Annotated in this window: 13 protein-coding genes; 2 read left to right on the forward strand and 11 right to left on the reverse strand. The window is 45.4% G+C overall.

From position 1 onward, the window contains the following. Positions 1-84: 84 nt before the first annotated feature. The 4 genes from QP794_RS10225 to QP794_RS10240 all read right to left on the reverse strand — a co-directional run bounded on the left by QP794_RS10225 (position 85) and on the right by QP794_RS10240 (position 3,457). Positions 85-1,005 (reverse strand): GNAT family N-acetyltransferase, encoded by a 921-nt coding sequence (locus QP794_RS10225; protein WP_285076156.1) that lies wholly within the window; start codon positions 1,003-1,005, stop codon positions 85-87. 243 nt (positions 1,006-1,248) lie between these two features. Further along, positions 1,249-2,754, reverse strand: a complete 1,506-nt coding sequence (locus tag QP794_RS10230; RefSeq protein ID WP_285076159.1) for a copper amine oxidase N-terminal domain-containing protein — start codon at positions 2,752-2,754, stop codon at positions 1,249-1,251. Positions 2,755-2,971: 217 nt separating this feature from the next. Further along, positions 2,972-3,145 carry a hypothetical protein gene (locus tag QP794_RS10235; RefSeq protein ID WP_285076161.1) on the reverse strand — a complete coding sequence of 58 codons (174 nt, stop codon included), beginning with the start codon at positions 3,143-3,145 and terminating at the stop codon, positions 2,972-2,974. Between the two features lie 63 nt (positions 3,146-3,208). Further along, on the reverse strand, positions 3,209-3,457 hold the full coding sequence (locus tag QP794_RS10240) for a DUF1877 family protein (RefSeq protein WP_285076162.1): 249 nt from the start codon (positions 3,455-3,457) through the stop codon (positions 3,209-3,211). Positions 3,458-3,579: 122 nt separating this feature from the next. Between QP794_RS10240 and QP794_RS10245 the strand changes: the two genes are divergently transcribed. Both QP794_RS10245 and QP794_RS10250 read left to right on the forward strand, forming a co-directional pair. After that, complete coding sequence (locus QP794_RS10245) at positions 3,580-4,047, forward strand: DUF4385 domain-containing protein (protein ID WP_285076164.1); 468 nt, start codon at positions 3,580-3,582, stop codon at positions 4,045-4,047. Between the two features lie 106 nt (positions 4,048-4,153). Then, positions 4,154-5,914 (forward strand): cellulase family glycosylhydrolase, encoded by a 1,761-nt coding sequence (locus tag QP794_RS10250; protein WP_285076166.1) that lies wholly within the window; start codon positions 4,154-4,156, stop codon positions 5,912-5,914. Between the two features lie 245 nt (positions 5,915-6,159). Here the strand turns inward: QP794_RS10250 and QP794_RS10255 are convergent, their stop codons facing one another. The 7 genes from QP794_RS10255 to QP794_RS10285 all read right to left on the reverse strand — a co-directional run bounded on the left by QP794_RS10255 (position 6,160) and on the right by QP794_RS10285 (position 12,158). Next, positions 6,160-7,221: an LLM class flavin-dependent oxidoreductase gene (locus tag QP794_RS10255; RefSeq protein ID WP_285076168.1), complete on the reverse strand. Its 1,062-nt coding sequence runs from the start codon at positions 7,219-7,221 to the stop codon at positions 6,160-6,162. A 145-nt stretch (positions 7,222-7,366) separates the two neighbouring features. Next, on the reverse strand, positions 7,367-7,759 hold the full coding sequence (locus QP794_RS10260; protein WP_079348173.1) for a retropepsin-like aspartic protease: 393 nt from the start codon (positions 7,757-7,759) through the stop codon (positions 7,367-7,369). Further along, positions 7,756-8,013, reverse strand: a complete 258-nt coding sequence (locus QP794_RS10265; protein ID WP_079348175.1) for a hypothetical protein — start codon at positions 8,011-8,013, stop codon at positions 7,756-7,758. Before QP794_RS10265 ends, QP794_RS10260 begins: the two co-directional genes overlap by 4 nt. Positions 8,014-8,141: 128 nt before the next feature. After that, positions 8,142-8,954: a class I SAM-dependent methyltransferase gene (locus QP794_RS10270; RefSeq protein ID WP_285076172.1), complete on the reverse strand. Its 813-nt coding sequence runs from the start codon at positions 8,952-8,954 to the stop codon at positions 8,142-8,144. Positions 8,955-9,447: 493 nt separating this feature from the next. Continuing rightward, the gene (locus QP794_RS10275; RefSeq protein ID WP_285076174.1) at positions 9,448-11,109 is read right to left on the reverse strand and encodes a DUF4179 domain-containing protein; all 1,662 of its coding nucleotides are present in this window, start codon (positions 11,107-11,109) and stop codon (positions 9,448-9,450) included. Continuing rightward, a complete protein-coding gene (locus QP794_RS10280; RefSeq protein ID WP_285076175.1) occupies positions 11,066-11,623 on the reverse strand; it encodes an RNA polymerase sigma factor in 558 nt (185 codons plus the stop codon). Before QP794_RS10280 ends, QP794_RS10275 begins: the two co-directional genes overlap by 44 nt. A gap of 193 nt (positions 11,624-11,816) precedes the next feature. Next, positions 11,817-12,158, reverse strand: coding sequence for a zinc ribbon domain-containing protein YjdM (locus tag QP794_RS10285; RefSeq protein WP_285076177.1), 342 nt, complete (start codon positions 12,156-12,158; stop codon positions 11,817-11,819). Between the last annotated feature and the right edge of the window lie 208 nt (positions 12,159-12,366).

The raw sequence follows: 12,366 nt of genomic DNA on the forward strand, positions 1-12,366 counted from the left end.
ACCCTTCTTTATAAAGTAACAACAAAAAGCCCATTTCCAGCACAAAGGCGAGAAACGGGCTTTTCATATTACTATGCGAGTAATTCAGCTTTTGGCTTTCATGGACTCATAAGCAGCAAGCAATTCTTCTACAGCCACTCCATTGATCCTCATCCCTGCTACCTCGCACTGTTCCAACTGTACGCCAGAAAGATCACAGTTATTGAAACGACTGCCTTTGAGGTCACAATGTCCCCAACGCATGGGTACTCTGTCTGGGCCGAGATGTGTATCCTCAAAATGAACGCCGTCCAAAGCACAGAACTCAATCTTGCTATCCGTCAATCGCAAGTCAGCCAATAATATGTGAGTCATATTCAGATTGGTGAATTTGCCTCCACTCAGGTTGCAATCAGTCATCCGGATATTCTGAAGATTGCTGGTGCTGAAGCGAACTGAATCCAAATCAGCCTGATAAAATTCATTAACCGACTCCCCTTTAACATTGGATAATTTCTCAGATGGGAGCTGGACTATAGACTCTGTTGTTATGATTTTCTCATATCCATATTCATCTTCAGACGCATAGAGACAGACATAACCCATTTTCTCATAAAAATGATGGTTATCCCGTTGTCTTCCCGAGGTCTCCAGCTTCCATATCCCAATCTCCGGGAATTCAGCCTCAACAAGCCGGATGACCTGTGATCCTATGCCCCGCCCCTGCCAGATGGGGTCAATAAAGATTTTATCCAGCCTCACATGCTTACTCCCCAACACATTTACACTGACTCCACCAATGGCGCAACCATCACATTCTATAACGTAATAATCCCATTCGCGGATCACGTAACTGTGCATGCGAACAGAAGAATAGCCGGGTGGACAAATGTTGCTGTCCAGATCTTCCACTCCCTTAGCCCAGACTTGAATCGCATGATCGAAGGCTCGGGTGCAAATCCCTGCCAGCATAACCGCATCTTCTTGTTGAGCACGCCGTAATTGGATGTTTAATTGAGTTTTCATATGTAACACCTCTGAGGATTTATTTGGGATGACACGACAAAAAGGAGCACCTCCAATTAGAGGCACTCCTCGTTCGTTTCATCATTTCAGAAACGCCGAAGCTCCTCGTAATGGGTCAAAAAGGACACACGTATCCCGTTAATGGTCTAACGGAATTTTTTCGGTGTTCTTTCATGAACATTACGAGAAATCTGGCATACTCTGAAATCCCCTCTCAACTTACGGCTTACATACAAATCTTACTTAAGGTCGGTCGATGAAAATCCAGCCTGTTTCTTTTTCTTTATCTACAGATGCCCCAAGAGATTCTGCCATAAAGCGCAGCGGTACGTAAGTTTTACCGTTCTTGCCCACATAAGCGGGTTCAACCATCGTTACTTCCTTGCCTGCAACGGTTGCCTTCTTGGAACCTATAGTCAGGACAATCTCATTGCCGGTGATATCGTCGATGACGACGATTTTCTCCGACCCTTTGGTCCATTTCACTTCTGCATCCAATTCCTCGGACAGATAGCGCAGAGGAACAAAGGTCGTATTTTTAACGGTGATTGCGCCATAGGATTCGTCGTCCGGATACAGCATGACATTTTTATGCGTGATGCCTGCTTCATCTTTTAACAATTGATACACAAGTGAATTGGAATCGAAATTGCGCAACATCTGACCTGGCGTGATATCTCCCTGCATCAGATCAATGACGCCACCCGTTTTGTCCACGGCATCCACAGTCACTGGTCCACCAATATTCCACAGTTCGCTGTCACCGTATACGGAGACCGATTTGATCGGCAGATCTTCCGAGGCAGGCAACGCTACTTTGAAATCATAGTTCTGTTTGCGAATATTCAGTGCGCTGTCGAGATAAAAGTCCAATTGGAGCTTGGTCTCTGTTCCGAACACCGTCTTCAGTTCAGGCGTTTCGGTCAACAAACTATTGAGTTCCTTGTCATAATTGGCAAGAATCTCGTCAAGGCCACCTTTAATCATTTCATACAACGACTTAACAGCAGCTTCTTTGGATTCAGGTATCATGGAAGTGAGAGTGTCATCACCCGCATCCTCGACCTCATTAACTGCTTCGAGCACTGGATAGAACACATCATACAGATCTCCAATCAGGTCCTTGAGCCCTTGCTCGTCCTGAGCAACACTGGTCAGAAACGGTTTAACCATGGCAAGCAGCTCTTCACCGCTGATCTCCACATGCAGCTTGGAGAGGCTGAGTGATTCACCGTTAACCGATTCCTGTACCGGGGTTACGGAAATATTTTTCGGGTTGGACATATGCTTCAGCGCGAAGGTCAGCACTTTTGGGGAAAGCTCCTCGATCTGCTTCTCCAACGCCTTTGTATCTAGCATAGGAAGTGTGTCATCCTCCAAAGATATGTATAGAGGCTTCTGCGCTCCGTCCACATCAATAACCATTTCCGATTTATCCATCGACAGATGGAAAGGCAATTTCTTTCCTTGCATACTCAGTGTACCTTTGACAGACGCCGTGCTGGAGTCCTTCACTTTGGCATCTTCAATATTCAATGAAATGGAATTAATGAGTTCAATCATTTGAAGCGCATCCTCTTCGACGAGGTTTGCTGTAGGTTCGATTTTTATATGCATGGACTGTTTGGATTCACCGGACTTGACGGTTGTACTGTTGATAACGGCCTTGCCAATATCTACACCACCTACGGCCTGACATCCCGTAAGCGCAACCATCATCAAAACGAGTGGTACGGCAATCCACTTCAATAGCTTGTGATTTTTGATACGATCTCCTCCTTAGGAAAAATGTGGTTCACTCCTATTATGAGGGTTATAGGTAATTGTTGTAAACCGGAACGATAAATAAATACCAAAAAAAGGCCGAACAAATGTCCGACCTCGGATATGACGTATAATTTAGCATTAGTGTGGTTGGCTTCAATACGATAACACTATGCTTAGTCCAATCATAAACAGCTGTGGTTTATTCCCGTTCTTTGCCTTCTGCTTCGTTGTCACTATCCTCATCCGATTCTTTCCCATCGGTACGTGCAGGGGATTCGAATTGATCCGGTTCGTCGTCCTGAATGGCTTTGTTCTCTTCATTCTGATCCTGTGTCATATCGCGTTCCCTCTCTTCTACCATATTCTTACGCAAGGTCTGTTCCTTGTTTCTATCAATAACCTGAATACAGGCTAATTAAACATAAGATAAGCAGGCTTAGAAAATATAAAAAATAATGCTGTTCCCGCTTGCAGCAGCTGCCTGATATAAAGCCTGAACATCGTCCAGGGTCTGCACGATTTCCTGGAATGTCTCCTCTGCGTCCCAATCATCCATGACAGGATACACGCCCTCAGCCACCATTTGCTCCAGGCTAAACTGTTTCTTCAATTCCTCAGGTGTCAGTTGTTCTAACGCCATGTACGCCTCAAGCACCTGCTCATTGGTCAACAGAAACAGATCCATATCAGAATAGTTCCCCCAATATTGTTCTCCCGCACCTTCTTTCCCATTAACCGTGCTTGTTGTACAAGAATCGGGGTAAAGAGGTGGAAAGGAACAATAATCTTCAAGGAGGAACGTATTCCATGAAAAAGTTTGATTACAACCTCAATTACGATGAGCTTGATCTGCGCAAGCATCCTGAACTGTATACCGTTGGCCGGGGAGAGCAAGGCGTATTACTGGTGGAGCCCTACAAAAGCGAAATTTTACCGCATTGGCCGTTCAAAACTCCCGAGATTGCGACAGAATCCTCGCAGAAGATCTATGAATTATTTTTGGAGTATAAGAAAAAGGGTGACTTTGTCGGTATGGATATGGCGCGCAAGTTTCTGCAGATGGGTTACACGCGGGCAAGGCGTTATACGAATCATAAAGGTGGACGCAAATATTCGAAAGAGGACGGCTCCATCCTGCCTTATCAGAATGATGAGGTAAAGGCTGAATCAGCAGCCATTTTTAAAGCCCAATGGGAGATCGCCAAAACGGACCCGGACTATGTGAAAATGAAGAAGGAGCACCGGGAGAAGTATGAGTCGGAGAACACACAGTAACATGTGTGAAAATACTTGATTCATGCAGATGTTCATTTTGATATAATGCAATACATCAAGCTTCACACACGAGATTAACGATGTATCCCTATCTAAAGGAGTCCTCATGAACCCACCTAGCCACCAATTCGTCCTGGCGCTTGTTTGCATCACCTTATGTCTGTTTATTCTGCTTCCATTGCCTGCATCCGCAGCCAAGTCTGAACTTGCCAGGCAACATGAAACGACGGCTTTTGGTCCGTTACAAAGCGATGTCGACGGGATGCAGCCAGGATGGAACCTCGGAAATTCCCTGGATACGGTCGGACCTGATGAAACCTACTGGGGCAACCCACGAGTAACCCGCGAACTGATACAGCAGATTGCTGCCCTGGGATTTCGGAGTATTCGCATTCCCGTCACATGGGATGGGAATATCGGGGAAGCACCCGGCTACACTGTTGATCCGGCCTACATGGCACGTGTTCAGGAGGTTGTCCGATGGGCGCTGGATGCCAATCTCTATGTTGTCGTGAACGTTCATCATGATTCCTATCTGTGGATCAGCCAACTGGACAATGACCACGATCAGGTGCTTTCCCGGTACAAAGCCGTATGGACTCAGATTGCCAATCAGTTCAAAGATGAACCGCGTAAGCTGTTGTTCGAAAGTGTTAACGAACCGCGATTTAATCGTGGAGCAACGAATGCCGAAGACATGGGCTCAGGCAGCAACATTGATGAGGTGCGACAGCTGGAGCTTTTGTATGAATTGAACATTGCATTTGTGGAGCTGGTGCGGCAAACAGGTGGAAATAACAGCGAGCGCCCGTTAGTCCTGCCTACGCTGGAAGGTTCGCCAACACAGGTGAGACTGGACAGTTTGCAGCAGACGATCTCTGAGCTGCAGGATCACAACCTGATTGCTACGGTGCATTACTACGGATACTGGCCGTTCAGCGTCAATATTGCTGGGCATACCACCTTCGATACGGATACGAAAAATGATGCGGCCAGCACGTTTAATAATGTGTACAACACGTTGGTTGTTCAAGGTATTCCCGTTATTCTTGGCGAATATGGCCTGCTCGGTTTTGACAAACATACCGATGTTATCGAACAGGGAGAGAAGCTGAAATATTTTGAATTCATCGGCTATCTGGTAAAGGAAAAGAAAATCGCATCCATGTTGTGGGACAACGGTCAGCATCTGAACCGCGAGACCTTCCAGTGGACAGACCCGGATTTGTTGCGGATGATCCAAGCTAGTTGGATGGGTCGCTCTGCCTTAGGAGAAAGCGATCTGCTCTATTTCAGACAAGGTGCGCCTGTGGAAGACAGGCAATTGAAGATCAAGTTAAACGGTAACAAGCTGGTTTCCCTGTATGCGGACGAGCAGATGCTTCGAACTGGAACGGATTATTCGTTCATTGGCAACACGTTAACCGTCAAATCCGCTGCGTTATCCCGGATGATCAGCTCAACTCAGAAGCTTGGGAACAATGGGATACTCACAGCGAAGTTCAATCAGGGCGCAGAATGGAAATGGAATGTGATTGTGTCCACGGAGCCCGAGTTGGGCCGTGCAACAGGTACGATAGACACCTTCTCCATTCCCACCCAATTCCAAGGTGATCAGCTTGCCACGATGGAGGCTGTGTATTCATCCGGTGAGAACACAGCGCCACAGGACTGGACACCGTTCAAAGAGTTTTTGACCACATTTGTGCCCTCCTATGAGATCAATGAAATTAAGCTGCAACCGGATTGGCTCAAGGAATTGCATGATGGACAGATTAAGCTGACTTTTCACTTCTGGAGTGGTGAGGTCATTCGCTACACCCTGATTAAGAACGGAAATCAAGTGAGTGGAGAAGTACAGGATTAGATACGGATGGAGTGAGAGTTAGAAGGGATTCCCCAAGTTGAAATTGAATGGATTGCATTCGGAGCTGCGGGATGCAACGTGACCTTTGGAGTATGGAAGATAGTTTGATGATGGTTTGAAGATTGTTTAAAGTCATGCCCTGAGCTTTACTGAGCTTTAATGTGAGAAGGAGCAGGCACTTCACCGGATCGGATGAGGGACCTGCTCCTATTTTAATTAGATATATAATGGATTTACATTACCAATTAACGCGTGATTTCGTTCTCAGCTTCCCAATGCGAAATTTCAGCACGCACTTTCGGCGCTACCTCTTTGCCGAGCAACTCAATGGCTCTCATTACATCCTCATGCGGCATCGTGCCCAGGGGAGTGTGTAACATGAAGCGTGTGATACCGACTTCTTTGCGCAAGTAGATGATCTTCTGAGCAACGGTATCTACATCACCCACATACAGTGCGCCTTCCAGACTGCGTGCCGCGTCAAAGGTGGCACGGCTATAGTGTCCCCAACCACGTTCCCGGCCCAACATATTCATTGTAGCCTGAGCTGGCGGGAAGAATTTCTCTACCGCTTCATCGGTTGTATCCGCAATGAACCCGTGAGAATGGGAAGCCACAGTCAGTTTGGAAGCGTCGTGCCCTGCATGTGCCGCTGCTTTTTTGTATAGCTCCACCAATGGTGCGAATTGGACGGGGCGACCACCAATAATGGCGAGTACCAGCGGTAATCCAAGCAGACCCGCGCGGACAACCGATTCCTGGTTACCACCACTGCCGATCCATACGGGCAGCTTCTCCTGTACCGGACGAGGATAGATGCCCAGATTGTTAAAGGAAGGGCGGTGCTTACCCTGCCAAGTTACTTTCTCCGAATCACGCAGCTTCAGGAGCAGCTCCAATTTCTCGTCGAATAGTTCATCGTAGTCGTTCAGATCGTAACCAAACAAAGGGAAGGATTCAATAAACGACCCCCGTCCTGCCATAATCTCCGCACGCCCATTCGAAATGCCGTCCAATGTGGAAAAATCCTGAAATACCCGTACCGGATCAGCCGAAGATAGCACCGTTACAGCGCTGGTTAGGCGAATGCGTTTGGTCTGTGAAGCTGCTGCGGCCAGAATGACCGCTGGTGATGAAGCGGCATAGTCAGAACGGTGATGCTCACCCACGCCATATACATCCAGCCCCACCTGATCTGCCAAAACTATTTCCTCAACGACGTCGCGAATACGCTGCGCATGACTTATAAGTTCTCCTGTTTTTACATCCGGGTTTGTCTCTACAAAAGTACTAATTCCGATTTCCATTGTCTGTTCCTCCCTATTATGAAGCGATCCGTCGTTCGTCTAACCTATTGTAAGTAGATCACCTTTTGTTATTTATCTTAATATTGAACTATTTCGATGAAAAATACAAGTGCCCCCTGTTTTCCAGAGGGCACTTTCTATTTTTCTAAATATATTCTTTATCTATACTTAGTTCCATTACATTCGCATTAATTACAATGCCAGCCTGTTTAATAAAATTAAACCCCAAAATCCCATCAATCTCCAAACCATAATCCATATTACCAATTTCAATCTGAAATTCCCTAAGCGTTGTTCCATCCACAGTTATAGAGTCCAGTAACTTGGTGTAAACATACTCTATTCCACCTACGCCTCTAATAATATCAACCTCATCATTCTCTTCAGGAACCATACCTATTTCTTGGACAATGTCTGCATTTAGTAATGTACTGGCTGATCCTGTGTCGAGCAGGACTTTCTCTAAATAGAGCACTTCTCCTCTAAACGTAAGCTGTAAGCTTATAAAAGGCAGACCATATATCTCCGAGATTTTCATCGGGGACCTCTAATCCCAACGTACCGCTCTCTCGCCACAACTTCTGGACGAGAAGTATGAAAAAAACAATATTCCCTTCTCGGATCTTCCTGATGCAATTCACTGTATCGTTTTAATGCTTGTGTGGAATCATCAAATGAATCAATAACCGCCATCTCTTCAATATAACGCTGGCCTTCCCTAGAATGTGCCTTGGTTGCCTCAAAAACGACCCATTCGTTAGGGAATCGATCCTGAACTTCCTTCCATTGCATAGTGACACCTCCAGCACGCTATTTGATCCCATTATACCATGTTCCATGATCAATCCAATTGAAATGGTACGCTCCCTTTTCCATTTATAAAGAGCAATCATTCTTCTCAAAATCCAATGATTTCATGATTATTTTCTTCTACCGATGTACAGCAGATGCGACGAGATTCCCAATATCGACGGGTCTTTGGCCGCCTCAATCATGTACTGGATCAGCTCATCGTATTCCGCACGTTCTTTCCAATATTGTTGCTGCTCTTCCGTGAGCATAGCTCTCAGACTGGACGATCCAATCAGGTCTACCGTCTCAAATCCGTTCTGCTCCATAAATGGGTTAATATCCTGAATGTTAAAATAGTACGCCCCCGTAAACCGTCCCTGATCCGGATGATCGAACGTCCCCTTTTCCACAAAAGACCGGATAGCTTCCATGTGGTCATGTGGTTTCCATTGCTGCGGGAATTGCAAAGAAGTAATGCCCATTCGCGTTCGGCTCTGCATCGCTACAAAGACGATTCCTCCACGCTTGGTAACCCGATGCAGCTCCTTTACCGCAGCCACTCGTTCTTCTTCCACCTGCAAATGATATAACGGTCCCAGCATCAAAGAGGCATCATATGCCTCATCTGCAATACCGTTCAGATGGGTCGCATCCAATACGTGAAATCCGTCAAACTGCTTTGTCAGATCCAATTCCTTCGCCTTCTGCTGAGCTATATCAACAGATCCAGGGGTCAGGTCTGACAGCGTGACACGGTATCCGAGTTTGGCAAGTTCCATCGCATATTTTCCGGGTCCTGCACCGTTGTCCAGCACAAGTCCGGTTGCCGGGAGTGACGCTCGGATATAATGCATGTTAATGATGAACTCCAGCGGTTCCCGGTCCAACCTTCCCCACTCGTCAAATCTGGAATAATAGTCAATCACACGCGATCTTTCCATGATTCTGCACCTGCCTTTTCTCAACATTAAAGGCCATATAAAAAAACAAAAAACCTGCCACCTCAACTAAGAGGCGACAGGTCTGACCTTCGCGGTACCACTCTTCTTGATCAATGAACAGGGTTGGAAACAACATTCTCCAACCTATTCTGCCATAGCATCTCAGGACCTGATGACGGAGGTTAACCGTCAGAATCTACACGAAGTCAGAGATATAGCATCATTTTCAACATCCAGCCCTTCGTGCGCTGAACAATGATGATACTTACGTAACTACGATTCGACCCTGCTGCTCACAGGTGAGTTGGGGGAAGGTTGGACTGCCTTGCACCATAGCGACAGTTCTCTGGACCAAACCTTGAGCCTTATTACTCCTGATCATTGCGTTTGACTGTTAAATTTTAACTAGTATAGTACTTCTAAATATTTCCTGTCAATTCTTATTTTCCAATGAGTTACAGATCTTTTCTTGCCTCAAATACGCCAAGCAGCTCTATTTCTTTTTCTCTTCCAGTTGAACAGCCACTTCACGTTCAGGTTCCTCTGTGCTGTACATCCATGGATATACGATTGCCGTATCCGATGTGTACTTCTCATAGCGATCAATACCCAGGTTTTTTCCGTCACCAGCAAATTGAGTTTTGGCCGGAGTACCATAACTTCGTTTTCCTTTCTGGATCGTATAAGTCTGATTAATTCCACCAAAATGCAGATCATCACTATATCTCTCCACGTACAAATCACCGTCCTTACGGTAATATGTCCAATGGATTATAGAACCGCCCAGATTTGAATCAAGGTACTGTGGTTTTTCACTAATCGCTGATAACGTAACTGGCTCGAATTCACCCTCAAAATAATTGACTTTATGATGGGCATAAAGGGTCATTGGTGTATCTAGATTAATTTCCAGACCAGCGCTCACTTCAAAACGTAGTTCCGTTTCATGCTTCGAATCCTCTGACAGCCATACTCCTCCATCTAGCTGGGCGCCATTCACATCAAGTGTGTATCTCAAATAGGGTAGTTGCAAGAACTTTTCATTATGAGCAAGGGTCAACCTGATTTGGGTAGGTGTAATGATGGCTTCCTTAACGATCACTCTATCCGATTGCTGATCCAGAGGGATATTCAGTACTCTTTTACTCGTACCACTAAGCATCTCTGTTTTATCCAGACGTATATCGATATCAAGCGATTGATCCATTTTGCCCTCTTCTTTACTGTAAGCCAATACATAAGATGATGCTTGTTGCTTCAACGTCTCCAGGTTATAGAACTGTTCTGATATATATTCACCATGTTCTCCCGGCTTGCCATGTATGCCCGCTGAATTCCCCTCCAACGTCTGTCCTTTCTGATCGTATATCTTTAAATAAGGAAAGGCATAGTCACGAACCTCCGGCTGATCAAAGGTTAATGATGTAGACAACATCATCTTGTTTTCTTTCTCGTTGAATGCACTCACTACAAGTGTATCCAAACCATCCTTGTTGATATTGAAAACTTGTGAATGCTGCTGAGAAAGATCTAAGGTAATTTCTTTCTCTTCGGGAACTAATATTTGGATTCCACCTACCGTGAAGTTAACATTCGCTTCATTTCCTGATGGTGTCCACTCTGTCTCAAAATAACCCTTAAACTCTCCATCGGTCTGATCAAGAACATGATAGTACCTGCCTTCGATCAGCTTGCCGCTCTCATCCCGCAGGCCAATAGAAGGGAATCTTACGGTATCACCTTCAAACTTACCAGGGTTCAGGGTATACAAAATAACCGTGCGATTATCATCGGAAAAGGCTGTATCCAGAGTTAATGTTACCCCTTTTACTGTCACGGACTGATTCAGTTTCTGTCCAAGTCCCTTATGCAGAGCATTCTGGATACCACTGCGGTGATTTAAAAGATCACCCCAATTAAAGTGGACTGCTGCATATACCGGCGTCGCCATGAGAATAACTGCAGCGGTTCCGATCAGTGCAGTCTTTTTCCATTTGAAGTGTTGTGGCACATGTACTTTACCCTCTGATACATGAAGTTCAGGGCAACGCTCCTGATCCTGTCGAATCTGATCCCACATGGCATCGAAATCGGGATAGCGAATATCCGCATCATTTTTCAGATGACGAGACAACAGATTTTCCGTATGCTTCACTGTACATTTCCCCTTTCTGATGTTGCTTTCTGGCTTGATCCCATTTTTTCCTAAGCAATCGAATTCCCTTATAAACTCTTGACTTCACCGTGCCCAGTGGTACACCCAGAATCTCTGCAGCTTCGGATAAACTTAATTCATTCATATAACGCAGCAGAATCGCTGAACGTATTTTCTCAGGCAGCTCATGAACCCATTGTGCCCAGACTTCGGACTCCTCGACATGCTCGATTAACGTATCAACCGGATCAGCGGTTCGTTGAGGAGTGAGAATAAACTGCTTTTTCTCCCGCTGCTTGGCTGTGCGTTCCTTCTTCAGAAAGTTAAGACAATGATTCACCGTAATTCTCATCAGCCATGTCTTCATGTACTCAACCTTCTGCCAATCCTGACGAAATACCGTAATAAAGACATCGTGGCATACATCTTCTGCATCCTGAGCATGATGGAGCATGTAGTAACAGGTTCGGTACACATCCTTGTTGTACATTTCAAACAATTCCTTTTCGTTCAAAAGCTTTACCTCCTCTCTCTGCATCAGCCTTTTCAAATCTATAGACAAAGCCGATCCTTCAAAGGTTCATTCTTACCCTTTCTCCACAAAACAAAAAAGAACCTTCACTTCCACAGCATTGCAGAAATGAACGTTCTTTATGGCTTAAGATCAGGCCGTAACTTGCTAGCCAGCGTTGCATAATCCAGATTTGCTAGATTTTTTTCACAAACTCGGACTTCAGCTTCATCGCGCCCAGGCTGTCGATTTTGCAGTCGATGTCATGGTCACCGTCAATCAGACGGATGTTTTTGACTTTGGTGCCCTGCTTAACCACCAGCGAGCTGCCTTTCACCTTCAGATCCTTAATGACCGTAACGGTATCGCCATCATTCAGGACATTACCGTTCGAATCGCGTACTACTTTCGTTTCTTCCGCATGCTCTTGTTGAGACACTGGCGCCCATTCGTGCGCACACTCTGGACACACCAACAAATTACCGTCCTCGTAAGTATATTCGGAATTACATTTGGGACAGTTAGGCAAATTAGACATATGTATTAAACTCTCCATTCATTTTGTGGCTTTCTCGCAAGTATACGGGAATACAGTCCATTCTTCCACATAGGAAGAGGTTAATGAATTTAAACTAAATTTAAGATTAGGACGCCCCCTGATTTAAGGAAAGCTCCTTATACTTAAGTTCAAGAAGAAACATTCTGGAGTATCACCACGAAAATAATACGATTCAAAGTCATATCTC

Origin of the sequence: Paenibacillus sp. UMB7766-LJ446 (assembly GCF_030226665.1) — a bacterium.
GTDB classification, from domain to species: Bacteria; Bacillota; Bacilli; order Paenibacillales; family Paenibacillaceae; genus Paenibacillus; species Paenibacillus vandeheii.

Bases quoted from the DNA above. Each gene is read 5' to 3' on its own strand.
- QP794_RS10225 (WP_285076156.1), bottom strand. From the start codon at position 1,005: ATGAAAACTCAATTAAACATCCAATTACGGCGTGCTCAACAAGAAGAT.
- QP794_RS10240 (WP_285076162.1), bottom strand. From the start codon at position 3,457: ATGGATCTGTTTCTGTTGACCAATGAGCAGGTGCTTGAGGCGTACATG.
- QP794_RS10245 (WP_285076164.1), top strand. From the start codon at position 3,580: ATGAAAAAGTTTGATTACAACCTCAATTACGATGAGCTTGATCTGCGC.
- QP794_RS10250 (WP_285076166.1), top strand. From the start codon at position 4,154: ATGAACCCACCTAGCCACCAATTCGTCCTGGCGCTTGTTTGCATCACC.
- QP794_RS10255 (WP_285076168.1), bottom strand. From the start codon at position 7,221: ATGGAAATCGGAATTAGTACTTTTGTAGAGACAAACCCGGATGTAAAA.
- QP794_RS10260 (WP_079348173.1), bottom strand. From the start codon at position 7,759: ATGAAAATCTCGGAGATATATGGTCTGCCTTTTATAAGCTTACAGCTT.
- QP794_RS10265 (WP_079348175.1), bottom strand. From the start codon at position 8,013: ATGCAATGGAAGGAAGTTCAGGATCGATTCCCTAACGAATGGGTCGTT.
- QP794_RS10270 (WP_285076172.1), bottom strand. From the start codon at position 8,954: ATGGAAAGATCGCGTGTGATTGACTATTATTCCAGATTTGACGAGTGG.
- QP794_RS10285 (WP_285076177.1), bottom strand. From the start codon at position 12,158: ATGTCTAATTTGCCTAACTGTCCCAAATGTAATTCCGAATATACTTAC.